Genomic DNA, 25,885 nt, shown 5'->3' with positions numbered 1-25,885 from the left:
AAGGCGCCGGGCCGGACGACCCCCGCGCCGAACACGGCCGCATCACCGAACGCCAGACTAAGCTGGTCGAATTGAAGAGCTGAAAACCGGACGTCTTGGCACGGCGACACGGCCAGGCCGCGCCGGCCAATTCTTCAAGCCCCAGATCGAAAGGCCCCCATGTCGAGAACGGACCCCCCGTCCGAACCTGTGATTGACTTGCCGCTGGCGCAAGCACGGCTGTGGGACGTGCTGGTCGCCGCCATGCTGGGCATGGCGGCCGGCTTCGACCTGTTCGCGCATCGCCTGTGGAACCCGCCCTGGCCCGCGTTCCTGATGATCATCGCCGCCATGGTCGCCACGTTGGCGGCGTACGCGCCCAGACCCCGCGACGCGGAAACGTCCTACCGGAACTGGTTGGCGGGGGCAAAGCCCGCGTTTCACTGGGCCATGGCCGGGATCCTGGTCGGAGTGGTCGTCTTGGGCTTCCTCGACGGCCCGGTTGAGGGGCGCACCGTTCAAAAGGCGTGCGCCCTCGCCGCGCTGGCCTTGGCGCTCATCCTCCTTTACACCGTGACGGTGCGCCAGCAGATTCCGTGGGCGCCCGTCGGCTCGTCCGCCCGCTGGTGGACCATGACCTTGGGCGGCGCCGTGATGCTCGCCGCGATGACGGCGCTCACGCCCATGGCGGCTTTGCTGCAAGTGCCGCTGATGTCAGTCCTGCTCACCGCCGCCGGGCGAGGCCCCTCCGCCCGCGCGCTGGTGGCGGGCCTGGGCGCGGTCTTGGTCCTCCTCGGCGTGAGCCTGGGCCTCACGCGGGGCGTGTTGTCCGCGATCATGGCCGAGGTCTGCGCCGCCATCTTCGCGCTCCTCACGGCCACTTGGCTGAACAGCTCGTGGCGTTGGGAGGCGGAGCGGCGGAACGCCGAGGTCGCGCTGAAGCGAATCCAGACGCAGCTCGCTGCGGCGGAGAGGGACGCCGGGGCGCTGCATGAGCGCCAACGGATCGCCCGCGAGATCCACGACACCATTGCGCAGTCGCTGGTCGGGATCATCATGACGGCGGACCGCCTGCGCACGCGCCAGCTCAAAGGCCCCACTCGATTTCCCGCGCCCGCCGACCTGCGGGGCGGGCCCCGCGTTGGAGGCCGAGAGCCGGCCCCGCAGCCGACCGCCCCCTACAGCCGGCTGGACCGCGGGGTCAAGGGCGCCCGGCTGGCGTTCGACTTGGCGGTCATCACGGACTCCGCCCACGAGGCCCTGGCCGCCGCCCGCGCCCTGGTCGCGGAAGGCGCCCGGCTGGACGTGGAGGGACCGCTCGATCAGGCCCTCACCAGCTTGGCGCGCCGGTTTTCGCGCGAAACCGGCATCTCGGTCAGAACCCACATCGACATCCCGGACGACTTGGGGCTGCCGTTGCGCATGCTCGCCATCCGGTCGTTGCAGGAGGGCCTGGCGAACGTCCGCAAACACGCCCGGGCCGCCCACGTCCTCGCCACGATGACCATGTTCGGCACCGCTCTTCGGATCGAGGTGGCGGACGATGGCGTTGGGCCCAGCGGCCGCGCCCCCAAGGACGGGGGGTTCGGGCTTTCCGGCCTGCGCGACCGCGTGGCCGTTCTGGGCGGGGCCGTCGAGTTCGGCCCCCGGCCCGACGGGCGGGGCTCGCTGTTGCGGGTCACCGTCGGGGACGTGCGCCAGACCGTCCCGGCGGTGGCCCCGCCAGGCCAGGAGAAACTGCTCTCGGCGGTGAAAGTGTTGGTGGTGGACGATCACCCCATAGTCCGGCGCGGCCTGGTCGAACTGCTCAACTCCAACCCGGACATCGCCGTGATCGGCGAGGCCGGGACCGGCGAGGAGGCGGTCCGCCTCGCCATTGAGACCGCCCCGGACGTGGTCATGATGGATCTGGAGATGCCGGGGCGGGGCGGCGTGTGGGCCACCGGGCAGGTCCTGGCCGACGCGGTCCGCGCCGGCCGCAAGACCGAGGTGCTGGTGGTGACCGTGTTTGAGACGGACGGCCGCCTGGGCGAGGCCATGCGCGCCGGCGCCGCCGAATACCTCATCAAGGCGAGCCCGCCAACCGTTTTCGCGGAGGCCGTCCGGCGCGTGGCGGCGCGGCGGCCCGAGCCGGCCAACGGCGGTTCGCCGCCGGTCGCGCGAGCCGGCTCAGGCCTTCAGCCCTCGACTCCGCCCGCGAATTGAGACTGATAGAGGCGCCAGTAGGCGCCCTTGGCCGCCAGGAGCTCCTCGTGGTCGCCCTTTTCCACGACCGCGCCGTGCTCCATGACCACGATCACGTCCGCGTCGCGGATGGTCGACAAGCGGTGGGCTATCACGAATGAGGTTCTCCCGTGGCGCAGCTTGTTCATGGCCTGCTGCACCAGGACCTCCGTGCGGGTGTCGACCGAGGACGTGGCCTCGTCCAGAATCAAGATGGCCGGGTCGGCCAAGAACGCGCGCGCGATGGTCAGCAACTGGCGTTCGCCGGCCGAGATGTTGGACGCCTCGTCCTCGATCACCGTCTGGTAGCCGTCCGGCAGGCCGTGCACAAACCGGTCCACGTAGGCGGCCTTGGCCGCCGCCAGCACCTCCTCCTCGGTGGCGTCCAGCCGCCCATAGCGGATGTTGTCGTAGATGGTCCCGGAGAACAGCCACGCGTCCTGCAGCACCATACCCATCAGAGACCGCAAATCGGACCGCGCCAGGTCCCGGATGTCCACGCCGTCCAACGTGATCGATCCGCCCTCGATCTCATAGAACCGCTCCAGCAGGTTGACCAGCGTGGTCTTCCCGGCGCCAGTCGGACCCACGATCGCGACCGTCTGGCCGGGTTTGGCCCACAGCCGCAGCCCCTCGATCAGCGGCTTGTCCGGGTCGTAGGAGAACTCGACGTCGTTGAAGTCGACCCGTCCCCCAAACCGGTCCAAACGCTCCGGCGACGCGGGATCGGGGCTGAGCTCCTCGGCATCGAGCAACTCGAAGACGCGCTCCACCGACGCGACCCCGGACTGCAGAAGGTTCATCATCGACGCGATTTGGCCCACGGGCTGGCCGAACTGCCGCGAGTACTGGATGAAAGCCTGCACGTCGCCCAAGGACATGGACCCGGACGCGACGCGGAGGCCGCCCAGGACCGCGATGACCACGTACATCAGGTTGGAGACGAACATCATGACCGGTTGGATCGCCATCGAGATGGCCTGCGCCTTGAAGGACGCCTCGTAAAGCTCCCGGTTGCGGTCCCGCAGCTCCTGTTCGGCGGCGGCGCGGTGGCCGAACAGCTTGACGACGGCGTGGCCCGTGTACATCTCCTCGATGTGGGTGTTCAACTCCCCCGTGGAGGCCCACTGTTTGACGAACTGCGGCTGCGCGCGCTTCGCGATCACCGCCGTGATGATGCCGGCCAGCGGGATGGAGACCAGGGCGATCAGGGTCAGCCAGAACGAGATGGTCAGCATCATGACCAGGATCCCGATCAGGTTGAACACCGCGAACATCAGCTGGGTCATGGTCTGCTGCAGGGTCTGGCCAACGTTGTCGATGTCGTTCGTGACCCTGGAGAGCACCTCGCCCTTCGGCTGGTCGTCGAAGTACTTCAGCGGCAGCCGGCCAAGCTTCGCCTCCACTTCCCGGCGCAGCCGGTACATGGAGTTCTGGATGATCTGGGCCGTCAAAATGCCCTGGACGTAGCCCAGCAGCGCCGAACCCAGGTAGATCACGATCACGCCGATCAGGATCATGCCCAAGGCGTGGAAGTCCACCCCCACCCCGGCGGTGAAATCCATCGCCCCGAGCATGTCCAACAGATTCTGGTTGATCTTCGGCGCGCCGGGCGGCGGCTGCTGGCTGAATTGCTCCAGCAGCTTCATGACATCCGCCTTCGGCAGGGTCTGGCCCTCTTTGAGCACGCCCGCGCCCACCAACTGGTCGCCCATCATCTTGCCGATGAAGCCCTCGAACACGCGGTTGGTCGCTTGGCCGAGGATCTTCGGCCCCACCACGCCCATGCCCACCGAGACGATGGTCAACGCGACGGCCAGGGCGATCCTGAGCCGCTCGGGCCGCAGCAGGCCTAGGAACCGGATCCCCGACTCGCGGAAGTGCAGCGCCTTCGCGCCGGGCATGACCCTGCCGCCGGGGCCGCCCGGCCCACCGGGTCCACCAGGTCCGGGCGGACGCTGGGGCGGCCGGACGGGCGCGGGCGGCAGGCCTTTCGCCCCGGCCTTGGCGCCCGCCTTGGCCCCGGCGCTCGCCCCGACCGAACCGGGCCCGCCGCCTTTGATCCCGCGGTCCCCGCCGCCGTCGCCGCTCATGCCGCCTCCGCCAAGCTCATTTGGGACTCCACGATCTCCCGGTACGTTGGGCAGGTCTTCAGCAGGTCGCGGTGTTTCCCGATCCCGACCACCCGCCCGGCGTCCAACACCAGGATTTGGTCGGCCTCCATGATGGTGCCGACCCGTTGGGCGACCAGCACCACGGTGGATTGCCTCGTGATGGGTGCCAGCGCGGCCCGCAGCCGCGCGTCGGTGGCGAAATCCAAGGCCGAGAACGCGTCATCGAACACGTAAATCAAGGGTTTGCGGATGACGGCGCGGGCGATCGACAGGCGTTGGCGCTGTCCGCCGGAAAGGTTGGTGCCGCCCTGGACGATCTCCATCTCCAGCCCGTCGGGCGACTCGCGGACGAATTCGGCGGCCTGGGCGATCTCCAGCGCCTCCCACAGCTCCTCTTCGGTGGCGCCTGGCCGCCCGTACTCCAAGTTGGTCCGCACCGTGCCGGAGAACAGGTAGGCCTGTTGCGGCACAAAGCCGATCGAGCCCCACAGCATGTCCAAGTCGAGGTCTTTCACGTCCACCCCGCCCACCTGGACCCGGCCGGACGTCGCGTCGAACAGGCGCGGGATCAAGTTGACCAGGCTGGTCTTGCCCGCCCCGGTCGAACCGATTACCGCCGTGACCTGGCCGGGCGCCGCGTCGAAGGAGATGTCGGTCAGGACGGGCGCCTCCGCGCCCTGATAGCGGAAGGAGGCCGCCTCCATCCTCAAGTGCCCCGGTTTGCTGAACTCGCGCACAGGCTCCGCCGCCTCCACCACCGTGCTGCGGGTCTTCAACACCTCTTGGATGCGCTCCGCGCACGCCTGCGCCCGTGGCACGAAGAAGAACATCATGGAGGCCATCATCACGCTCATCAGGATCAGCATCAGGTAGGTGATGAAGGCCGTCAGCCCGCCCACCTCCATGGCGCCCGATTCGACCCGGTGGCCGCCGAACCAGATCACCGCGACGGAGGTCAGGTTCATCAACAGCATGACGAACGGGAACATCAGCGCGAACGTGTACCCGACGGACATCTGCAGTTTGGTGAGGCGCTTGTTGACGCCGTCGAACCGCTCCTCCTCGTAGGGCTCCCGCACAAAGGCCCGGATGACGCGGCTCCCGTCGATCTGCTCGCGGAGCACCTGGTTGACCGAGTCGATGGCCTTCTGCATGGCCCTGAACAGCGGATTCATGTGCCTCAGCAGCAGGGCCACAAACACGATCACCAGCGGCAGGATGACCAGGATCAGACTGGACAGCACCGCGTCGTGGCGCACCGCCATGGCGGCCCCGCCAATCATGGTCATGGGCGCCGAAATCAGGATGACAAGCGTCATCAGCACCAGCATTTGGACCTGTTGGACGTCGTTGGTGGTCCTGGTGATGAGCGATGGCGGCCCGTAGCGGGCCAGTTCCCTCGCGGAGAACCCCATGACCTTGTCGAACAACGCTTGGCGCAGGTCCCGGCCCAGCCGCATGGCGGTCCGCGACCCCAGGAACACCGCCACCACCACGGCGATCACCTGCGCGAACGAGACGCCGAGCATCCATCCGCCCGTCGCGACAATGTAGCCGGTGTCACCCACGGCCACGCCGTCGTCAATGATGTCGGCGTTCAGCGACGGCAGGTAGAGGTTCGCGCCCGCCTGCAGCGCTTGCAACACCACAATCACCGCGACCGCGCCGCGATAGGGCTTCAAGTATTCGCGCAACAGACTTGTCAGCATGGCACTCCTGGGCTTGGGGCTGATCAGCAGGACAACGGCACCTAAGCGGTGGACGATGCCGTGTAACAGTACCAAGGCAACGTAACGTCAAGCGCCATTCCGTCTTGCCAAGAAAATGGGGACGGTACCTATTTCCCGGTGTCAGAAGGCGTACGGTCCCTCGTGGCGGCCCTGGTAGGGGTCGCCTTCGCCCGGCGCGGGGCGCGGCGGGACGATCGGTTGGTCCAGGGGCGGGGGCACGCTCGGCGCCTGGCCCGCCTCATAAGCCGGATTGAAGGGCACGCCGGAGCCGGTGCCCGCCTGGCTGGCGTCCGAGGTCGCGGCGTTGGCCGCCCCTTGCGCCCGGCGCAACGCCTCCGCGGGGTCCTCCAGCGCGATGTCCTGGAAGGCCAGCTTCGCCAGCGCCCGGCTGGCAGCGGTCGGCTGGCGCGGGCCCGGCCCGTCCCCGCCCGGGGCGAACGCCTTCCCCATACCCGCCAGCGCGTCCGTGAACTCCGCCGGGATGATCCACAGCTTCGAACTGGCGCCCTGGGCAAGCTGCGGCAGCATCTGCAAATACTGGTAGGCCAGCAGCTTCGGGTCCGCGTCCCCCTCATGGATCGCCTCGAACACCTGCAGGATGGCCCGCGAATCACCTTGGGCCTTGAGGATCGAAGCCTGAGCCTGGCCCTCGGCGGTCAGGATGGCCGCCTGCTTCTCGCCCTCCGCCTTCAGAATCTGCGACTGCTTGATGCCCTCCGCAGTCAGGATGGCGGCGCGGCGGTCCCGCTCCGCCCGCATTTGCTTCTCCATCGAGTCCTGGACGGAGGCGGGCGGGTCGATCGCCTTGAGCTCCACCCGCTGCACGCGGATGCCCCAGCGTCCCGTCGCCTCGTCCAGCACGCCGCGCAACTGCCCGTTGATCTGGTCGCGGCTGGTCAGCGTCTGCTCCAAGTCCATGGAGCCGATCACGTTACGCAGCGTTGTCACAGTCAACTGCTCGATGCCGGTGATGTAGTTCGCGATCTCGTAGACCGCGGCCACCGGGTTGGTGACCTGGAAGTAGATGACGGTGTCAATGGACACCACCAGGTTGTCGGAGGTGATGACCGGCTGCGGCGGGAAGGACACGACCTGTTCGCGCAGGTCGACCATGGCCCGCACGCGGTCCACGAAGGGCACCAGCAAACGCAGCCCGGCCTCCATGGTGCGCTGATAGCGGCCCAGCCGCTCAACCAGCCAGGCCTGGGTCTGAGGGACAATCCGGATCGCTTTCTTCAGCACCACCAACGCGAAGATCACAACCGCGATCGCGAAGACCGTGACCACAACGGTGCTGCCGTCGAAGTCGTTTGCAAAGTCCATGATTCACCTCTCGTTGTTGACCGGGGCTACCACCGAGGTGGCGCCGTCGATCGCAGTGACCACCAATTCGGTGCCGGGCGGCACCACCCCTTCGCCTTCGAGCCGGGCGGTCCACACGTCCCCGCCGATCTTCGCCCGGCCCCCGTGCTCGTCGATCGCCGTGACCGCCTCCGCGGGCTTGCCGACCAGCGCGGCGGCGCCGCTGACGGGCCGGGTGTCAGCCTTGACTTTGAGGAAGCGCAGCAACAGCGGGCGGACCGTCGCCAGCATCACCACAGACACGACCGCGAACACGATCACCGTCACCCACCACGGAGCGTGCAGCCAAGCCGCGCCCGCCGCCGCCAAGGCGCCAACGGACAACATCAAGAAGGTGAAGTCGACCGTCATCATCTCTACCACGCCCAACAACAAGGCCCCGATCAGCCACCACAGCCACAACCACTCCGCCATCGCCTCGGCCTTCCATTCGACAGTTCCGACACCACACCAACTCCCGCGCCCCCACGGCGCTGCCAAACCCGCTCAGACCACCCCGATCGGCTCGCAAGCCCGGATTCTGGCGGCTATTCGGCCGCGTTCACCCACCAGGTTACAGGCTCGCCACCGCGCCCCAACGCCCGCCAGTCGCGGTGACTTGGAGCGGCATCCCGAAGGCCGCCGAAAGGTTGGCGTCCGTCAGAGTCTCCGCCAACTCGCCGCTCGCCGTGAACCGCCCATCACGCATCAGCGCGCCGTGGCTGAAACCCGGCGGAATCTCCTCAAGATGGTGTGTGACCAGCACCATCACCGGCGAACGCGGATCGCCGGCCAGCTCCGCCAAAGCGGCGACCAGTTCCTCGCGGCCGCCCAGATCCAGCCCGGCGGACGGCTCGTCCAGCAGCAGAATCTCCGGGTCCGCCATCAACGCGCGCGCTATTTGCACCCGTTTGCGCTCGCCCTCCGACAAGGTCCCAAAGGTCCGGTCCGCCAGCCCGATCACGTCGAACGCGGCCATCAGGTCGCTCGCCCGCGCCTCGTCCCCCGCCTCGTAAGCCTCCCGCCACCGGCCGGTCACTCCGTACGCGCCGGTGACCACGGCATCGGACACCTTTTCACCCAGCGGGATGCGCCCGGCCAACGCGGCCGAGGCGAAACCGACCCGTGAGCGCAACTCGAAAACATCCACGCGGCCCAACCGCTCCCCCAACACCCAAGCCTGGCCGCTGGTGGGGAACAGGCGGGTCGCGGCGATCTGCAGCAGCGTGGTCTTGCCCGCGCCGTTCGGCCCCAACATGACCCAATGCTGGCCTTCGCGGACCGACCAGTCGATCCCGTCCAGGATGGTCTTCGGCCCGCGGGTCAAGCGCACGTCCTCGAACCGCAAGACCTCGTGGTTCACCGGTCCAACACCTTTCGATAGAACGCCATGGTCCGCTCGCCGATGGCGCGCCAGGAGAAGTGGTCCTCCGCGCGCCGCCGCGAGGCTTCGCCGAAGCGGCTGAGGCGCGCCGGGTCAGACAACGCCTCGTTCAGGGCCGCCGCCATGTCAGCCACGAACTTTTCCGGATCGAGCGGTATGCCCGTGCCGTCCTCCACCTGCTCGATCGGCACCAGCCAGCCCGTCACGCCGTCTTCCACGACCTCCGGGATGCCGCCCGTCGCCGTCGCCACGACGGGTATGCCGCAGGCCATGGCCTCCAGGTTGACAATCCCCAACGGCTCGTAGACGGACGGGCAGGCGAACAGGGACGCGCTCGACAAGATCGCGTCGAGTTCGCGCTGCGGGAGCATCTCCTCGATCCACACCACGCCTTGGCGCTCCCGGCCGAGTTCCTCCACCAGGCCGCGGACCTCCGCCGCGATCTGCGGGGTGTCCGGCGCGCCCGCCGCCAGCACCACCTGCACCCCAGGCTCCAGGCGGCGGACCGCCCTCAGGAAATAGGGCAGGCCCTTTTGCCGGGTGATGCGCCCCACGAACACGACCGTTGGGACCTCCGGGTCAATCCCGTGCCGCCGCACGCTCGCCAGCGCCTCCTCGTCGCGGCGCGGGCGCCACTTGTCGAGGTCGATCCCGTTGTGGATGACCTCAACCCGCTCCGGGTCCACGAACGGGTAGGCCCGCAGGATGTCGCGCCGCATGCCGGCCGACACCGCGATCACGGCCGCCGCGCCCTCATAGGCGGTCCGCTCGGCCCAGGAGGACAGCGCGTAGCCGCCGCCGAGTTGCTCGGCCTTCCACGGCCGGAGCGGCTCCAGCGAGTGCGCGGAGAGCACGTGCGGCACGCCGTGCAGCAAGCCGCCCAGGTGTCCGCCAAGGCTGGCGTACCAAGTGTGCGAGTGGATCAGGTCCGCGCCGTTTGTGCCGCCCGCCATTTTGAGGTCCACGTCGAAGGTGGCCAGCGCCGCGTTCGGGTAAACGCCCGCCGGCGGGCCGTCGTAGCCCGTCACCCCCGGCTCTTCCCGGGGCCCGTCGAACGCGAGCACCCGCACGTCCGCCAACTCCCTGAGCACCTTGGCCAATTCCGCCACATGGACCCCCGCGCCGCCGTAAACATGCGGCGGATATTCACGGGTCAACAGGTCGACCCGCAGTCTCGTTTCCACCATGCGTCCAGGCTAATGGCCAGGACCGTCCCCGCCCGGCGCCCCACGCCCGGACGGCGCCGATTTGGGCGCACCGCAAGGCCCGACCCGCCTTCCGATGCCGTCCGCTCAGGCCGACGATGCCGTTTCGCCGGGCGGGCGATGCTCTCTCGCCGGGCGGGCTATGCCGGTGGCGCCAGGTCGGCCGCCGTCACCACCACCGTGCCGTCGCGGTCGGTCCTCCTGACCTCGCCTATCCGGCCGTAGAGGTCCAGGGCCTTCGGGTTCGGGTGACCGTACGGATTGTCGAGGCCGGCGCTCATGACAGCTACCTTCGGCGCGAGAGCGGTTGCCAAGGCCTCCGATTGGTCCGCCGAACCGTGGTGGGCAACCACCACCAGGCCTCCGGCGCCGGGAACGGCCGTCCGGCCCAGGCTGCGCAACAGGGCGGTCTGGCCCGCGCCTTCCAGGTCCCCCAGCGCCCACACGGTAACGCTGTCCACTCGCGCCAACACCGCCAGGCCAGCGTCGTTGGCGGCCGAGTCCTCGCCGCCCTGCGCGGCGTCAGGGCAGAGCCCCGCCAGGGACGACGGATAGACCACCAGCGCAGCCGATCCGGCTTGGCCGGACAGCGGCTGGCCCTCCTCCACCCGGCGCGCGGTGGCGCCCGCCCGCTCCGCCAGCGCGAGGCTGCGCGTCGGGTCCAGGCCGCACGGCGTCCCATAGACCAGGTCTCCGACCGTGCGGCCCGCCAGCGCCTCCTCCAGCCCGCCCACATGGTCGGCGTGAAAATGCGTCAGCACAACCACGTCCAAGCGCTTGACGCCCAACCGCTCAAGGCACTTGTCAACGCCGCCGCGTTCCGGGCCCGCGTCGATCAGGACGGCCGCTTCGGGGCCGCTGCGCACCGCCACCGCTGTGCCCTGCCCCACATCGCAGACCGCCGCCACCCATTCGGCGGGAGGACCGCGCCCAATCGCCTTGATCAAAGTCCCGCGCGCCGGACCCGCCACGATCGCCGCCGCCACGGCCAAGCCCGCCGCGACCATCCGCCAGCGGCGGCCCCGGCGGCGAAGCCACCACCAGACCGCCGCCAGCGCCGCCGTCGCGGCCGCCGCCAGCGCGAAGCCCCCGAACCCCGCCGGCCACGCGATGGCGGCCAGCGGCCAGGTGGCCACCCAACGCGCGACCGCCGCGATATAGGTCGACGCGAGGTTGCCCACCGCCGCCGCCACGTTGGCTCCGGCCGCCCACCACGGCCCGGCCAGCAACGAAGCCATCGCGCCGATTGTGGCCACCGGGACCGCCGGAGCCGCCAGCAGGTTCGCCGGCAGCGCGCTCAGCGAAATCTGCCCCGCAAAGATGGCGATCACGGGCGCGCACAAGAGCTGCGCCGATGCCGTCAGCGCGGCGGCCTCCACCAGCGCGTGGGGAAGCCGCGGCCACCGGCGGGTGGCGGCCAACGCCAACGGCGGCGCCAGCACGATCAAACCGGCGGTGGCCAGAGCCGACAGCACCAGGCCGTAGGAGCGGGCGAGCCACGGATCCGCCAACAGCACCAGCAAGACCGCCGCCGCCAGAGCTCCCAAAGCCAGGCGGGTCTTGCCGAAGGCGACCCCGGCCAGGGCTGCCAGTCCCATCGCCACCGCCCGCCAGACCGACGGGCCGGGGCCGATCAACGCGGCGAAGCCGATCAGCGTGGCGGCGCCCAGGCCGGCCTTGACCCAGCTGGGGCAGCCCACAAGGGCCGCCAGACCCAAGACGGCCCCCAGCACAATGGCGACATGCGCGCCGGAGACGGCGGTGATGTGGGTCAAAGAGGTCGTCTTCAAATCGGCGTCCAGGCCCTGGCCAATCCGCCCGGTGTCCCCCAGCGCGATCCCTTCCAGCAGCGGATTGGCCCGTCCGGTCAAGCCTGCCCGCAAGCCGTACACAACGCCCCGCCACCCGCCGGGTCGGCGCGCCGTCACAGGTCCAATCGCATGCGCCACGACCCGCTGCGGGTCGGCCAGCTCCCCGGTGGCCAGGCGCGCGCGAAACGTCAAGACGGAACCGGCCGGCGGCGCCTCGCCCTCGAAGTAGGCCACGGCGGGCACGCCGGGGCCGTCTTCCGCCCCGGCAACCCAAGCGGCTCCCATGGCCGTCACCGTCTGGGCTCCGCCCCAGGGCGAGTCGCGGACTTTGGCCGGTTGGTCCATCCGCAGCACCAGTTCGACCCGGCCGCCAGCCTGGGCCGCTTGCCCCAACCCGGTCTGGTCCCACGCCATCCCCTGCACGCCCACCGCCCCGACAACCACGCCCGCCACCGCCAGAGCCAGACCGGCGAAGGCGCGGACGTCGGCTCGTCGCCGGTTCCCGCCAGCGCGCAGTCCCAGGACGGCCCCTCCCCCGGCCAACGCCGCCAATCCGACCCCGGCGGCGACCGGGCGCGGCCAGCCCAGGGCGACCGCCGCGGCGGCCCAGGCGCACGCGACGGGCAAAGCCAACCGCAGGTCTGTGGTCCGGTTCATCAAAAGGCGACCGAGTCCGCCAGGCCGGCCAGGATCTTCGGCCCTATGCCTGTGACCTCCGCCAGATCGCTGAGCTCGCCAAACGGCCCGTTGGCGGAGCGGAAGTCCACGATCCTTTGGGCCAACACCGGGCCAATGCCGGGAAGCGCCGTCAGGGCCTCCGCGCCGGCCTGGTTGACGTTCACCCGGCCGCCGCCGGTCGCCTCCTGTCCGCTTCCGCCGGCCCCGGCGCTCCCGCCCCCGCCCTGCCCGCCGCCAGCCGGACCGACCACGGGCGGCGGCGTCTCTCCTGGTCGCGGGACGTAGATCCGTTCCCCGTCGCCCACCCACGCGGCTAGGTTCAAGGCCGCCAGATCCGCCTTGTCGGTCGCCCCGCCAGCCGCCTCAAGGGCGTCCACCACCCGGTCGCCCGCCTTCAACTCGTAAACCCCGGGATTCGCGACGGCCCCGGCCACGTGGACCACAAGCTTGGCGGGAGGCTCAGCCTCCTCACCGGGTGGACTCGCCGGAGCGGTTGCCTGCTCGCTCCAGGCGACCGGCGCGGACTCCGCGCCGACGGCGGCCGGGTCGGCCTCGTTTCCAGCCGCGGCCAGCAACGACGGCACCAGCAGCGCGGCCCCCGCGACAACCCCGACGGCCGCCACGCCCACGGCCGCCCAACGACTCGGCGCCAGCCGCAAACGCGGCCGGGCGTGAGCGCTGCCCGGCCGCTCCCTGGCTTCGGCCGCCGCAAGCTGAGCCCTCAAACGCAACCTCGATAGCACGTCATCGGACGAACCGAGCGGCTCCCCACCGGGATCGGGCATAGGCCAACGCTAGGCGGCCCCCGCCGACCGCCCGCCCCAGAAACCCCGCGCCCTGTGGACAACGCGCGGATAGAGCTCCCAGGCCGCCTAGACCACAAGGTTGACCAGTTTGGGGGGGCGGGTGACCACGCGGCGGACGGGTTTGCCGCCCAGGGCGGCCTGGACCGCCGGGTCGGCCAGCGCGGCCGCCTCCAAGTCTGCGGCCGAGATCGACGGGGACACCTCCAACCGCGCCCGCACCTTGCCCTGGATTTGGACCACCGCCGTGACGGTGTCCTCCACCAGGTAGGCCGGGTCGGCCTCCGGGTACGGCTCGCGCGCCAGCGACCGCCCGTGCCCCAGACGCTCCCACAGCTCCTCCGCGATGTGCGGCGCTACCGGGGCCAACAGCTTGACCAGCGTCTCCACCGCCAGCCGGGGAGGCGGCCCCGCCAGCGCCGTCAGGTGGTTGTTGAGCACGATCATCCGCGCGATCGCCGTGTTGAAGCGCATCGCGTCCATTTCGCCCCGGACCTCCGCGACCGCCCGGTGCATCACCTTCAAGGTCGCCTCGTCCGGCGCGTCGTCCCCGACCCGGACCTCGCCCGTCTCCTCGTCGACCACGTTCCGCCAAAGCCGCTGCAGGAACCGCTGCGAGCCGACCACCGCGCGGGTGTCCCAGGGCCGCGACACGTCCAGCGGCCCCATCGACATCTCGTACAGCCGGAACGTGTCCGCGCCATACGTCGCGTACATGTCGTCCGGCGTGACGATGTTCTTCAGCGACTTGCCCATCTTGCCGTACTCCTGCGCGACCCGCTCCCCGGTAGGCGCGTGGGTGAAAACCCCCGGCGGGTCCTCCACCACCTCGTCGGCCGGCACGTACTGGCCGCGCGCGTCCGTGTAGGCGTGGGCCTGGATGTAGCCCTGGTTGAACAGCCGGTGGAACGGCTCGGTCCCGGACACGAAGCCCAAGTCGTACAGCGCCTTGTGCCAGAAGCGCGCGTAGAGCAGGTGCAACACCGCGTGCTCCACGCCCCCCACGTACAGGTCCAGCCCGCCCGCGTGGTCGCCCGCCCGGCGGGGCGCCATCCAGTAGTCCTCCTCGACCGGGTCCACCACCCGGTCCGCCTCCGCCGGGTCCAGGTAACGCAGGTAGTACCAGCAGGATCCCGCCCAGTTCGGCATGGTGTTCGTGTCCCGCCGGTAGCGTTTGGGCCCCTCCCCCAGGTCCAGCGTCACGTTGACCCAGTCGGCGTTGCGCGCCAGCGGGGTTTCCGGCTCGGAATCGGCGTCTTCCGGGTCGAAGGTCCTGGGCCGGTAGTCCGGCACCTCCGGCAGTTCGACCGGCAGCATCCCGTCCGGCAGCGCGACCGGCTGGTCGTCCTCCCCGTAGACAATGGGGAACGGCTCGCCCCAGTAACGCTGCCGCGAGAACAGCCAGTCCCGCAGCCGGTACGTCACCGTCGCGCTCCCCAGGCCCCTTTCGGCCAGCCAGCGCACGATGCCGTCCTTCGCCTCCTCCAAGCCCAGCCCGTTCAACGAGATGGTCGCATTGGCGGAGTTGATAGTGGGCCCCGCCCCGGTCCACGCGCCCCCGTCCCAGCCCTCCGGCGGCTGGATGGTGCGCACGTAGGGCAGGTCGAACGCCTCGGCGAACTCCCAGTCCCGCTCGTCCTCGGCCGGGACCGCCATGATGGCCCCCGTGCCGTAACCCATCAACACATAGTCCGCCGTGAACACGGGGACGGCCTGGTCGTTGACCGGGTTGACGGCGAACAGGCCGGTGAAGACGCCGGTCTTGTCGCGGCCGTCCACGACCCGTTCGGCGGCGGTCTTTTTGGCTGCCGCCTCCGCGTAGGCCGCGACGGCGGCGGCCGGGGTGGCGTGCCCGCCCGTCCAAACGGGCTTGGTACCCTCCGGCCACGCCTCCGGCAGGCCGGAACGCAACAGCGGATACTCGGGCGAGACGACCATGAACGTGGCGCCGAACAGCGTGTCCGGGCGGGTGGTGAAAACGCTGATGACGGCATCGGCGGCCCCCGCGGCGCCCGGCGCCACTTTGAACTCGACCGTGGCGCCCGTCGAACGGCCGATCCAGTTCCGCTGCATCGCGACGACCTTGTCCGGCCAGTCGACCGAGTCCAAGTCGGCCGCCAAACGCTCCGCGTAGGCGGTGATCCGCATGTTCCACTGCCGGAGCGACTTGGTGAAGACCGGGAAGTTGCCCCTCTCGGAACGGCCGTCCGCGGTCACCTCCTCGTTCGCCAGCACGGTGCCGAGGCCCGGCGCCCAGTTGACGGGCGCGTCCGTGATGTAGGCGAGCCGGAACTCGTTCAACACGCGGCGGCGCCCGGAGGCGTCCAAAGCGTTCCAGTCCCCCCCGCCCGGGACGGCCTTGCGGCCGGAGGCGAAGGCCTCCTCCAGTTCCGCGATGGGCCGCGCTGCCCCCGTGCCGCCGTCCCGCCGCGGCGCGCCCGGGTCATACCAGGAGTTGAAAAGCCGCAGGAAGATCCATTGGGTCCAGCGCACGTAGGCCTCGTCCGTGGTGGCGAAGGAGCGGCGCGAGTCGTGGGCCAGGCCCAGCCGGCGCAACTGCGCCCGCATGGTCTTGATGTTCGCCTCGGTGGTGACCCCCGGATGCTGGCCGGTCTGCAGCGCATACTGTTCGGCGGGCAGGCCGAAGGCGTCATAGCCCAGGGCGTGCAGCACGTTGTCGCCCTGCATCCGCCGGTAGCGTCCCACCACGTCCGTCGCGATGTACCCCAGCGGATGGCCCACATGCAGACCCTTGCCGGACGGGTACGGGAACATGTCCATGACGAAGAACTTGGCCGCCGCCGGGTCCGCGTGGCGCCCTTCGCCGTCGGTCAAAGGCCCGGCCGGGTTCGCCGCCCAGAAGACGCCCCGCCGCTCCCATTCGTCCTGCCACTTGGTCTCGATTTGCTCGGCCAAAGCGGCGGTGTAACGGAACTGCGGGATCTCGGCTGGGGGCACATTGGATTCAGACACCGCTCTAGGTTACAAGCCAGCCGACACGGGGGAAGGCTATGGTGGATTCGGCATTTTGACCGTTTTTGTCTCCCCGAGGAGGAACCGATGCCCGCTGCCCGCGCCAACCAGATTCTGCAAGCCGCCTTGGTCGACCTGATCGACCTGTCGTTGCTGGCCAAACAAGCCCACTGGAACGTTCGCGGAACCAACTTCCGCTCCGTCCACCTGGAACTCGACGAGGTGATCGACCAGGTGCGGATCAACTCGGACGACGTGGCCGAGCGCCTGGCCGCGATTGGCGGCAGCCCGGACGGCCGCGCCGCCACGGTGGCGGCCACCTCAAAGGTCCCCACCGTGGAGCCCGGCCCGATCAACGCCCCGGTGGTGGTCGAGGAGTTCTCCGCCCGCGTCTACGACACGGCGCGGCGCATTGAGACCGACCTGCCGGAACTCGACGAGGACCTGCCGTCGCAGGATCTCCTGATCGGGATTGTGGGCGGACTCGACAAGGCCGCCTGGATGCTCCGCTCCCAGATCGAGGGCTAACGCGCCCCAGGCGGCGCCCCGCCGGTGTCCTCCGGACCGGCCGGCACCGGTTTGGGCAGTTCCGGCCACGCTTTGATCCCCGACAGCTTGGCCGAGGCGTCCGGTTTGACCGTCAGGAGCTGCCAGGCCGCAAGGTGGCCCTCGGCGTCGAACAGCAAGATGGTCATCTCCGCCGGCGAGCCGAGCGGGCCCAGGTTGGTGGTCTCCGCGTTGTCGCGCCCGGTCGAGGCCTGGGTGTAGAAGACTCCGCGTCCCACCACCCTCGGATTGGCGCGGGAGTGCATGTGCCCGGTCACGGCGGCGGGCACGCAGCCCCTCTCCAAGGCCGCCATCGCCATCACCGGCCGGTGGACAAGCAGCAGGTCGACGGGCTTGTCCGCGCAGGCCACGTCCGCCAGGCGCGCGGCCACGTCCGTCAAGTCCTCCTCGCCGCGCAGTGAGGTTCCCGCCGCCACCTCGGTATGGGTCGGGTCGGCATCCCCCAAGATTCTCAGCCCGGCCACCGTGACGACCTGGCCCTCCAGGACCGTGGCTCCGGCCGCCTTCTCCTGTTTGGCGGTCTCAAGGGTGTCATGGTTGCCCAACACGCTCACCCAGGTCGCCTCCGGCGGCAGAGCCGCCGCGATCTGGTCAATGCAGTAGCGCTCCACCGCCGTGCCGTCCATGGTGGTGTCGCCGCCGTCCAACACGACCTGCGTCCCGAGCCCTCGCGCCGCCGCCCCCAGAACCCGCGCCATCCCCACATTGCAATGCAGGTCGGAGAAGAACAACACCGGGCGCAGCGTCCCATAGGGGCCCTTGCCGCGCAGCCACGGCGGCGTTGGCGAAGGCTCAGGCGACGCGCTCCCCGGCGAGGCGGAGGCGCCCTCGGCGCCCTCGGCGTCTTCTGCGGGCGAAGCGGATTCGGGGCTCGGCGCGGCGCTTCCGGTCGCCTCGACCCGCCCGGTCGCCGCCAGCGCCTGGTCGGCGAACGCGGCCTCCACGTTCGCGGCCGCCTTGTCGTAGAACGCAACGTTGTCCTCATACGCCTTGACCGCCGCCGCCCCGTACTGGCTGATCACCTGCCCCAACCGGCCGGTCAGATACGCGCCCTCCAGCGGCGTTCCCTTGAGCAGAGGCTCCCCCGGCGGCTCGTTTCGCGGCTGGGCCGCCGCCACCACCCCGCCGCCCAGGCAAAGGCCCGCGACCATCACCCCGGCCACCGCGCCAAGTGTCGCGCGCTTGTGGCGGCCCGCCCACATCCTCAGCTGGGTCCGCCGCGCCCGCCCCAAAGCCAGCCTGACCAGCACCGACGCTATCATGGCGCCCGCCCAAAGGATCCCCGCCCGCATCAGGCCGTCCCGGAGCAGGCCGATGACCGCCTGCCGCAGCGTCTGGTCAATCCCCAAGTAGGCCTGGCCGTATTCGGTCAGGTCACCCGCCAGGGTGGCCACCGAGGGGATCGAACTGGTGGCCAGATCCGCCGGAATTGGCCCCACCACCACCCGCGCGCCCACAAATCCCAGGGGACTGGGCATGACAGCCGCGCCGAGCGGCCCCAAGTCCACGCTCAGGCGCGAATCCACCGTCACGTGGTAAGTCGCCTCGTGAGGCCCGAACGGGTAGTCGGTCTCCGCCGTCGTCAGCCCCACGACCAGCGCCGGCGCCAAGGCCAGCACGCCGTACAGCCACCAAACCCACCGCCGCCGTTTCATACCGTCCAGGCTCCAAGCACCAGCCGCCCCCAGTCAAACCGCTTCACCAGTCGGTCCATCCGCTGGCGCATTTCGCCCACGCCGCCGATGCCGTCCAGCCCTCCCGCGTTGCCCACCCCTTCCGGGCGCCCGCCGCTCCGCGTCGGGTTGCCCGGGCCCTCGCCCCCCAGCCCGATCGACGCGGCGATCAGGTCCAGGACGCCGGCCGGGCCGCCGCAGCGTTCAAACAGGGCCGCCCCGGCCAGGGCCGCGTCCCTTTTCGCCAGCCGGCGCCCGTGGGCGCCGTAAACCAGCGGCACGTGAAAGTACGTGACCGCTGGCAGCCCCAGCAAAGACGCCAAGTAGCCTTGGCGGCCGGACGAGGAGAGCAGATCGTCGCCGCGAGTGACCTGCGTGACGCCCTGAGCGGCATCGTCCACCACCACGGCCAAGTTGTACGCGGCGACACCGTCCGCCCGTCGCAAAATGAAGTCGTCCACCGGTTGGAGGCTCTCGCCCGCCAGCCGGTCCGTCACGGCGAACTCGCGCGCCTGCGCCCTCAAGCGGATCGCGGGTTCCTTGAGGCGCCGCCGCTCGCTCCGCTCGGCCGCGCTGAGGCGCCGGCACGTGCCCGGATAGGCGCCCGGAGGGTGGTGCGGCGCGCGCGCCGCCTCCAAAATGTCGCGCCTGGAGCAGAAGCACTCGTAGACCAGGCCCTGTGCGCTCAGTCGCTCAATCGCCGCTTCGTAAGCCACCCGGCGCTCCGATTGCCGCATCACCGGCCCGTCCCAGGTCAGCCCCAGCGCTGCCAAGTCCGCCAGTTGGCGCTCCGCGAACTCCGGACGGCAGCGGTCGTCCAAGTCTTCAAGGCGCATCCGGAACGCCAAGCCGTCATGCCGCGCCGCCAAGTACGCCAACACCGCCGTCCGCAGGTTCCCCAAATGCAAATCGCTGGACGGCGACGGCGCGTAGCGGCCCGCCCCGCCGCTCACAGATCCAGAGTCTTCGACAGCAACAGCAGGGCCGCGGCAACGCGCGGGTTGACTTCCTCGTCGGCTATGTCAAGCCCCCGGTAAATGGCCAGCAGATGGTTCTCCACAGTCCGGCGGGACAAACCCAGTTGCTCGGCGACCTGTTGGTTCGTATAGCCATCCGCGATCAGCCGCAGCACCGCCATTTGCTGTCCAGTCAGGCCCTCGAAGGGATCCTTACGGGCCACATTCGGCGAACTCGGCTGGGGCACGTCCATGGCCACGCGCCGCACCAACTCCACCAAGCCTTCCCGGCCTATGTTGCTCAGCTTCGACACGCTCGCCCAGGGGCGGCGCAGGTGGCGGCGGCTCGACGCGATCAGGGACGTGACGTCATGCCGGGTCATGATGATGACCCGGAGCCTCGGGTCGGTGCGCTGGAGCTCCGCGGCCAGCACCGCCCCGGAGCCGTCCTTCTGCTCCACATCCGCGATCAGCAGGTCGACCCGACCGGGCAGCACCTCGCGGGCCTTCGCCACCGAGTCCAGCGAAGCCACCACCTTCAAATCCGGCGCCTCCGACAGCGCGTCCGCAACCATGGTCCGGAACAGCGTCTCCTGGTCCACAATGCCGACCCGCGCCGTCCGTCTGATCGCGCCGCCAGCCGTCGCCGCGTCCGAGGCCGAATACGGCGGCCCTGTGCGGATCAGACGCCTGGGAGTCTCGCCAGACCTCGGATACTGTCCGGAGCGCGGATACATCCCCGCGCGGACCTGCGGGTTCGCCCGCGTCCCGCCCACAGCGGGACCCGCGCCGGTGGCCGGGCGCAGCGCCGAGGCGGGTATCCCCTGGTGGATGACGGCATGCGGCTTAGTCCGGGGGTCTACCCTCTCCTCGTTGTCTCCAGTCGAATCAGACAAGAAACCTCTCCCCTAGCACATCTCTAGGGATAGCTCGAGCCAACTTCTCGGCACGCCCCCGCTTGCCCATCCCATTGAGCGCGGCCACAGCGACCCGGCGGCACATGGCCAGGCGTGTCGGAGCGCCCTCCCTCATCAAACGTCTTTCCGCTTCCAAACAATACGACAAGGCGAGGGAGTGTTCACCTGCCAACTCGTTGAAATATGCGGCTGTGAGCAAGGCCTCCGATAAAGAATATGGATGCTCGTTCCGCGTAATGGAGGCGTGCCGGTTAATCTGGGTGACCGCCTCGGACTCGCGCCCCGACACCCAAAGGGCCTGAGCCACGTTGATCCGGACCTGCGCCCGGTAGCGGTCCGCCATGTCCGTCGGGACCATGACGAAGCCATCGTCGGGCATCTGGGCCTGAGCCCGCTCCATGGTCGTCAAAGACTCAAAGAGCCGGTCCTGGCGGATCTCGATCAACGCCCGCAGATTCAAGAGCAGCACCTGCATTGCCTCCGCGTCCGCGTCTGACACCACGTAATGCCGCAACGCCGCGCTGGCGACCTTCGTCAAGTCCTTGATCAGGCTCAGCGCGCCCTCGTAGTCATGCAGCCGCTTGATCAGCAAAGCCACGATCCGCAGATCCACCAGGAAACGCGACACCGGGTTGGTGGTCAGGCCGGCCGCCCGTTGCAGCAATTCGTAAGACCGCCTCGGATCCGTCAAAGACAGCATTGTTGCAACCGCCGTCGCCAAACGGGGCGTGTCAAACGGCTTCACCGCCGAGTCGAGGAGCTGCGCGAAAGCCGACCCGGCGGCATCGTCCCCCGTGAAGATGGTCAACGACTCCAAGTCGGCGCTGATCTCGTGGCTGGACCGCTTGTCCGCCTCCCAAGCCCTGGTCTGCAGAACCAACGCCTCGTCTTGCTTGTCCGCCAACGCCGCCCATGTCCGCTTCAGAGCGGGTTGCTTCGCCAACGAGCCTTTGAACAGCACCTGCGGGTCGCGCCAGCGCCGAAGCCCCATGTCCATCAAGAAGGTCGGCGCCTCAATGGTGTTCTCCTGCGGCACGGCCGGCAAAGCCGCCATCTGCGCGCGGCGCACAAGGGGATAGGGCAACCCCGGCGGCATTTCCTCGAGGAGTTGGCGGGCGAAGCCGACATGCGGCAGAACCAGTTCGCTCACCGCACGTCCCCGTGCGTCCAAGCGGCTAGGCACTCGGCCACCCTGAGCTGCGGATTCAGCTTCAGCCAAGCGACAATCTGGTCCACGGTCATCGGTTCCATCGCTCACACCTTTCCTGGCCCTTTGAGTGGAGGCCTGATCAAAGACAGGAGTACTTTTACGGTTGGCCGCCATAGACGCGCTTGCGGCGACAACAGGGGTCACTTTGATGCTACCGGTCTTGGGGGCGTCCCGCTGTCCACAGCATAAGCCGAAACTACTCTCCGTTTGACAGATGTCCGCTACAGGAGAAAGTTGGATAGCGCTTGAATGTATTGCACCACCACCATCTTGGAGCGCTCATGGCCACCAGCCCGCAATTGACCGTCCGCAACGACACCGAAGCGAGCCAGTACGAGCTACTGGCGGACGACACCGTGATCGGCGTCGCGGAGTACCAAGTCCAGCCCGGCGCCCTCGCCTTTGTACACACAGTGATCGCGCCCGGCGCGACCGGCCACGGCCTAGGCGAGGCGCTCATCACCGCCGCCCTCGACGACGCGCGCGGCAAGGGCCTGGCCGTCCTGCCGTATTGCTCGTTCGTCCGCCACTACGTTGAAACCCACCCGGGGTACCAGGACCTGGTGCCCGCCGCCAACCGGCCGGCCTTTGGGCTCCCAACCGTTCTAAAGCCCGCGGCGGAGGACCCGGACGCCGGGTGAACCCCGCAGTTGACCAAGCCGCCTAAGGAGATCAGCCGAATGACTGCCACCGAGGACACCACCAAGAACGTCGGCGCCAAAGACTATTACGGCAACGACATCACCGTCCGCTTCGAACTGGCGCGTTGCCTGCACGTGGGCGTCTGCGTTCGCTCGATCCCAGCCGTCTTTGACACCAAACGCCGGCCCTGGGTCCTCCCGGACGCCGGCGAGGCCGAGGAGATCGCGCAGGTGATCCGGCGTTGTCCGTCCGGCGCCCTGCACTACGAGTTCACCGATCCGGCGCGGGAAGTCGAACGCGGCCACTCGCCCGTGACCGTCCGCACTGCGGACGGCGAGCCGCTGTGGTTGGAGGGCGCCATCGCGATCGCCGACAATGGCAAAGAGGTTCCGGAGACCAGGGCCGCGCTGTGCCGGTGCGGTTCGACCGCCAACCGGCCGTTCTGCGACGCGTCTGGTCCCTGCACCGATTGGCGGCGCCACGCCCACTAAGGGCGCCAGTCGCCGTCATAACTAGATTTGAGCCGACATCCCCGCCAGGGTTCGGACGCGGTGGGTTTCCGCCTTTCCCCACCAGTTCCGCGCCCGGGGACGTCCCTCGCCTCGCGGCCAAACCGCGGCGACTATGGAGTGTCCGCCCACTCGACCGCCGCGGCTGGCCGTGGGGGCTCGGCTCGGGCCCGGTGGGGTGGTCGATGCCGACCGTCCCGCCGGGCCATTGACGCTCCTTCGGGTGCGGCGCCTGTGCCTTGAGCGAAATCACCCAAGAGCCTGTGACCCAGGTCACATTTTGGTGCTAGCTTCCAATGGACGGCTTGTTCCGGCTGCCGCGTCCGCGCCTCACTTCGCCAGGCACAGGCGTGACGGCCGGACGGACCGGCTTTCAAGGAGCGGGCCTCAGACGGCGAAGAAGCCGCCTCGCCGCATCACATAGACTCCCAATCCGGCCAAGCCGAAGATTCCAATCGCCATCAGGCTGAAGCCGATCGTCTTTGAGGAGAGCCCCGGAGGCGGTTCCGGCGCGCTCAGATTCGGGCCGCTCTCCGAGTCCTCGCCCGTGTCAACCACGGCGGGGCTGGCCGACCCGCTCGTGGACTTGCTCGCAAGCGGGGTCCCAGGCGTCGAAGGGCTGGGCGGCGCCACTGTCTCCTCGGCGTCCGTGTCCTGGTCGCCGAGCCCGGACCGATCAATCGCGCGCCCGCCTGACTGCGAGGGGCCGCTGGTCGGCTGGTTTGAGGGCTCAGGGTCGGTAAACGGGATAGGGCCAGTGGGTCGCGGTCCAGGCGTCGCTGGCTCCGAGGCCGGGGGCTGCGTTGAGGGCGCCGAGGTCGTGGGCGCTTCGCTCGGGCTAGAGTCCACCGGCGGATCGACCGCATCCGGACTCTGCGTCACTGTGTGGCCGTCGGGGTAGCTGCTGACCAGAAACTCCCCTTCCCCGGCCGATTCAAGTCTCGCGTCCACCCCCGCAATTGCCAGGATGATGGCCGCTTGCACCTCCGGCGTGAGCCCGGCTGACGAATCGGCCAGCCGGATGACCGGCACCGCCGCGCCTGCGACCAGGCCGTCCACCTGCTCAATCACCAGTTGGCCCGCGCCCGTGAAACCGCTCGTCAAGACCAGCGGCCAACCCTGCTTGAGCAGTGCCACGCCGCCGCCGCGCTCCGTTACCACGTCTCCAGACACGCGCAAGTAGGCGTCCGCCACGGCCACGCCGTCCGTACCAGTTGTCCCGGCCTGATTCGTCGCCGAAACGGTCAAGGGCCCGTCTAGGCCGACTGCCGAGCCGCCATAGGCCATGACTGCACCGCCCGCCCCGAAGGCCTGGTTAGCGGTCAGCGCTCCCCGGTCCAGAATGGCCGAGGGCACGTCGTCCGGCGCGGACGCCTCCGGCAAGGCGGCGCCTTCGCCGCCCCACTGGCTTTGATCCACAACCGCCACGCCGCCGCCGAACTCGGCGCTGTTGCCGCTGATGCTGGGCAGTTCGGCGCCAGCCACCGAGCTGTAGTCACCGCCGACGTCCAAGCGCCCCCCGTGCTCCGACCCGGGCTCTCGCACCACCGCCACGCCGCCGCCGCCGCCGTCAACCTGGTTGCCGGCGACTGAGCCTCCAGCCAACCGCATGGCGCCGGCGTTCAGCACGCCGCCGCCAAAGACCGACTGCCCGGCGGCCGCGACAACCTGGTTGCCCTCAATCGCTCCGCCGCTCATCCAGAACACGCCGCCCGCGCGGTTCCAAACCCCGGCGCCCCCGACCGGCCCGTCTTGGGGCGCCAGCCCGCTGGCGTCCACCCGGCAATTCGCGATGGTCGCGTCCGGTCCAACTATGTTCAGCGAGCCGAAGTTGACGACTCCGAAAGACTGATTGCCTTCGATCCGCGCGCCTTCCGCGAGGACCAACAGGCCGCCCGGAGCGACCTCAATGACGGGGGCGTAGGCCTTGGTGGCCAGCGGCCAAGAGGCGTCCACGGTCACATCCCGCAAGGTCAAGCTGGATCCGGCGGGGACTGTGATCAGCGTCCCGTCGTGAGCGCGCTTGATGGGGCCGCCGGTCAGGGTGACGGCGATGGCGCCGCCCTCCGCGTCGGCGACCACGACCGAGGACGTGGCGGCCGTCTGCGCGGGCAGAGTCAGCACGGCCTGATCCGAAGCCTCCGCAATCAGCTCTTCAAGCGTTGTCGGCTCGCTGGACGGAGGGGTCGATTCGCTGGGGCTGGGCGTGGAAGACGCGCTCGCGCTCGGAGTGGGCGCAACAGGACCGCCGCTCGGCGCGAGGCTGATCCACAACTCCCCCGAATCCGAGGGCACCGTCTGCGTCACGCAGGAGCCCACATCGCACAAAACCGCGCCCTCGCCGACAGGGCCAAGCGAGCCCTCGACCAGTCGCGCCACCACCGTTGGGACGGCCGGCCGGTCGAACCACAGCTGCGACCCAACAGCCAGAGGGCTAACGTCCAGGCGGCTGTCACCGTCCGTCACCGTGGTGAAACCGCGCCCCTGCTGACCCAGTTTGACCAATCCGCCGACTTGCGTCACGCCTTGGTTGATCAAGTCGGTGGCGGTAACGCCAAGCGGGCCGACTCCGTTGATCTGGGCGTTGCCTCCCGGCTCCACCCAGATCGCGCCGTCCGCGCGAACGCCGGTGCCCTTCAGAATCAACTCCGCGCGGTCCTGGACCGCGATCGGTCCCGTCAACGCCGTGCCGTCAAGCAAGGTCAGCGAAGCTCCGGGAGTGATGATGAAGCCGCCGGTGACGTAGATGGGGCCGCCGCCAAGCTCCGTGGGGTGGCGGACCACGATTGGGCCCTCTTCCTCGCACCCCACGGGAACGGCAACCAATCCGCCGTACTCGACCAGAGCTTGAAGCCGGCAGCCGCTGTTCGCGCTGGACTCCTTGGAGGACACCACAGTGAGGCCGCCCAAAAGGGCAAGCCCAACCAGGCCGACGGCTATCCGCCGAACCATCGCCATTTGCGGCTGCATATCGTTTACTCCAGGAATCCCGGTTGATGGGCTGTCAACAATCTGACATCAAAGCTACCGGCCGCAACCAGCCAGATCATGGAATTGGTTCCATCCCTTAGGTAGAAATCAGTGCCGTTCCCCGGTTGCGGCTTGGATGGGACCATTTGCCTGGTCCCCGGCCGGTGCTCCGGACCCCCGCGCGGTCCGGAGCACCGGCC

16 protein-coding genes and 2 pseudogenes are annotated in these 25,885 nt (G+C 69.4%); 4 read left to right on the top strand and 14 right to left on the bottom strand.

Going from position 1 to position 25,885, the window contains the following annotated elements; genetic code table 11:
- Positions 1 to 159 precede the first annotated feature (159 nt).
- Positions 160 to 2,184, top strand: a complete 2,025-nt coding sequence (locus LBC97_11475) for a response regulator (GenBank protein ID MDR2566647.1) — start codon at positions 160 to 162, stop codon at positions 2,182 to 2,184.
- Here LBC97_11475 and LBC97_11470 read toward each other — a convergent pair.
- The 9 genes and pseudogenes from LBC97_11470 to leuS all read right to left on the bottom strand — a co-directional run bounded on the left by LBC97_11470 (position 2,157) and on the right by leuS (position 16,103).
- Positions 2,157 to 3,917: an ABC transporter ATP-binding protein/permease gene (locus LBC97_11470; GenBank protein ID MDR2566646.1), complete on the bottom strand. Its 1,761-nt coding sequence runs from the start codon at positions 3,915 to 3,917 to the stop codon at positions 2,157 to 2,159. The genes LBC97_11475 and LBC97_11470 overlap by 28 nt on opposite strands.
- 611 nt (positions 3,918 to 4,528) lie before the next feature.
- Positions 4,529 to 6,025, bottom strand: a pseudogene (locus LBC97_11465) (ABC transporter ATP-binding protein/permease).
- A 141-nt stretch (positions 6,026 to 6,166) separates the two neighbouring features.
- Positions 6,167 to 7,369: an SPFH/Band 7/PHB domain protein gene (locus tag LBC97_11460; protein ID MDR2566645.1), complete on the bottom strand. Its 1,203-nt coding sequence runs from the start codon at positions 7,367 to 7,369 to the stop codon at positions 6,167 to 6,169.
- A 3-nt stretch (positions 7,370 to 7,372) separates the two neighbouring features.
- Positions 7,373 to 7,822 carry an NfeD family protein gene (locus LBC97_11455; protein ID MDR2566644.1) on the bottom strand — a complete coding sequence of 150 codons (450 nt, stop codon included), beginning with the start codon at positions 7,820 to 7,822 and terminating at the stop codon, positions 7,373 to 7,375.
- 139 nt (positions 7,823 to 7,961) lie between these two features.
- A complete protein-coding gene (locus tag LBC97_11450; GenBank protein MDR2566643.1) occupies positions 7,962 to 8,750 on the bottom strand; it encodes an ABC transporter ATP-binding protein in 789 nt (262 codons plus the stop codon).
- Positions 8,747 to 9,943 carry a glycogen synthase gene (gene glgA, locus LBC97_11445; protein MDR2566642.1) on the bottom strand — a complete coding sequence of 399 codons (1,197 nt, stop codon included), beginning with the start codon at positions 9,941 to 9,943 and terminating at the stop codon, positions 8,747 to 8,749. The genes LBC97_11450 and glgA overlap by 4 nt, the downstream gene beginning before the upstream one ends.
- A 173-nt stretch (positions 9,944 to 10,116) precedes the next feature.
- The gene (locus tag LBC97_11440; protein ID MDR2566641.1) at positions 10,117 to 12,444 is read right to left on the bottom strand and encodes a ComEC/Rec2 family competence protein; all 2,328 of its coding nucleotides are present in this window, start codon (positions 12,442 to 12,444) and stop codon (positions 10,117 to 10,119) included.
- Positions 12,444 to 13,250, bottom strand: a complete 807-nt coding sequence (locus LBC97_11435; GenBank protein ID MDR2566640.1) for a ComEA family DNA-binding protein — start codon at positions 13,248 to 13,250, stop codon at positions 12,444 to 12,446. The genes LBC97_11440 and LBC97_11435 overlap by 1 nt, the downstream gene beginning before the upstream one ends.
- An 87-nt stretch (positions 13,251 to 13,337) precedes the next feature.
- Positions 13,338 to 16,103 (bottom strand): leucine--tRNA ligase, encoded by a 2,766-nt coding sequence (leuS, locus tag LBC97_11430; protein ID MDR2566639.1) that lies wholly within the window; start codon positions 16,101 to 16,103, stop codon positions 13,338 to 13,340.
- Between the two features lie 225 nt (positions 16,104 to 16,328).
- Here leuS and LBC97_11425 point away from each other — a divergent pair, with 225 nt between their 5' ends.
- A complete protein-coding gene (locus LBC97_11425) occupies positions 16,329 to 16,769 on the top strand; it encodes a DNA starvation/stationary phase protection protein (GenBank protein MDR2566638.1) in 441 nt (146 codons plus the stop codon).
- Here the strand turns inward: LBC97_11425 and LBC97_11420 are convergent.
- The 4 genes and pseudogenes from LBC97_11420 to LBC97_11405 all read right to left on the bottom strand — a co-directional run bounded on the left by LBC97_11420 (position 16,766) and on the right by LBC97_11405 (position 21,504).
- Complete coding sequence (locus LBC97_11420; GenBank protein ID MDR2566637.1) at positions 16,766 to 18,463, bottom strand: metallophosphoesterase; 1,698 nt, start codon at positions 18,461 to 18,463, stop codon at positions 16,766 to 16,768. The genes LBC97_11425 and LBC97_11420 overlap by 4 nt on opposite strands.
- 260 nt (positions 18,464 to 18,723) lie before the next feature.
- Positions 18,724 to 19,434: pseudogene (gluQRS, locus tag LBC97_11415) on the bottom strand (tRNA glutamyl-Q(34) synthetase GluQRS).
- Positions 19,431 to 20,333 (bottom strand): response regulator transcription factor, encoded by a 903-nt coding sequence (locus tag LBC97_11410; GenBank protein ID MDR2566636.1) that lies wholly within the window; start codon positions 20,331 to 20,333, stop codon positions 19,431 to 19,433. The pseudogene gluQRS and the gene LBC97_11410 overlap by 4 nt, the downstream one beginning before the upstream one ends.
- Entirely contained in the window at positions 20,326 to 21,504 is a 1,179-nt protein-coding gene (locus tag LBC97_11405; GenBank protein MDR2566635.1) for a hypothetical protein, read from the bottom strand. Before LBC97_11405 ends, LBC97_11410 begins: the two co-directional genes overlap by 8 nt.
- A 341-nt stretch (positions 21,505 to 21,845) precedes the next feature.
- On the opposite strand from LBC97_11405, the gene LBC97_11400 reads away from it, so the two are divergent.
- Together LBC97_11400 and LBC97_11395 are read left to right on the top strand one after the other, a co-directional pair.
- On the top strand, positions 21,846 to 22,205 hold the full coding sequence (locus LBC97_11400; protein ID MDR2566634.1) for an N-acetyltransferase: 360 nt from the start codon (positions 21,846 to 21,848) through the stop codon (positions 22,203 to 22,205).
- Positions 22,206 to 22,244: 39 nt separating this feature from the next.
- Positions 22,245 to 22,697, top strand: coding sequence for a (4Fe-4S)-binding protein (locus LBC97_11395; protein ID MDR2566633.1), 453 nt, complete (start codon positions 22,245 to 22,247; stop codon positions 22,695 to 22,697).
- A gap of 405 nt (positions 22,698 to 23,102) precedes the next feature.
- On the opposite strand, the gene LBC97_11390 is transcribed toward LBC97_11395, so the two are convergent.
- The gene (locus LBC97_11390) at positions 23,103 to 25,673 is read right to left on the bottom strand and encodes a hypothetical protein (protein MDR2566632.1); all 2,571 of its coding nucleotides are present in this window, start codon (positions 25,671 to 25,673) and stop codon (positions 23,103 to 23,105) included.
- Positions 25,674 to 25,885: the final 212 nt, after the last annotated feature.

This window comes from Bifidobacteriaceae bacterium (assembly GCA_031281585.1).
GTDB lineage: Bacteria > Actinomycetota > Actinomycetes > Actinomycetales > WQXJ01 > JAIRTF01.
Note: the sequence above shows the minus strand (reverse complement) of the source record. Positions and strands in the feature narration are given on the sequence as shown.

What these genes read in the sequence shown, in the direction of transcription:
- LBC97_11475 (MDR2566647.1), top strand. Translation starts at nt 160, where the DNA reads ATGTCGAGAACGGACCCCCCGTCCGAACCTGTGATTGACTTGCCGCTG.
- LBC97_11470 (MDR2566646.1), bottom strand. Translation starts at nt 3,917, where the DNA reads ATGGGCGACCAGTTGGTGGGCGCGGGCGTGCTCAAAGAGGGCCAGACC.
- LBC97_11460 (MDR2566645.1), bottom strand. Translation starts at nt 7,369, where the DNA reads ATGGACTTTGCAAACGACTTCGACGGCAGCACCGTTGTGGTCACGGTC.
- LBC97_11455 (MDR2566644.1), bottom strand. Translation starts at nt 7,822, where the DNA reads ATGGCGGAGTGGTTGTGGCTGTGGTGGCTGATCGGGGCCTTGTTGTTG.
- LBC97_11440 (MDR2566641.1), bottom strand. Translation starts at nt 12,444, where the DNA reads ATGAACCGGACCACAGACCTGCGGTTGGCTTTGCCCGTCGCGTGCGCC.
- LBC97_11435 (MDR2566640.1), bottom strand. Translation starts at nt 13,250, where the DNA reads ATGCCCGATCCCGGTGGGGAGCCGCTCGGTTCGTCCGATGACGTGCTA.
- LBC97_11425 (MDR2566638.1), top strand. Translation starts at nt 16,329, where the DNA reads ATGCCCGCTGCCCGCGCCAACCAGATTCTGCAAGCCGCCTTGGTCGAC.
- LBC97_11420 (MDR2566637.1), bottom strand. Translation starts at nt 18,463, where the DNA reads ATGAAACGGCGGCGGTGGGTTTGGTGGCTGTACGGCGTGCTGGCCTTG.
- LBC97_11400 (MDR2566634.1), top strand. Translation starts at nt 21,846, where the DNA reads ATGGCCACCAGCCCGCAATTGACCGTCCGCAACGACACCGAAGCGAGC.
- LBC97_11395 (MDR2566633.1), top strand. Translation starts at nt 22,245, where the DNA reads ATGACTGCCACCGAGGACACCACCAAGAACGTCGGCGCCAAAGACTAT.
- LBC97_11390 (MDR2566632.1), bottom strand. Translation starts at nt 25,673, where the DNA reads ATGGCGATGGTTCGGCGGATAGCCGTCGGCCTGGTTGGGCTTGCCCTT.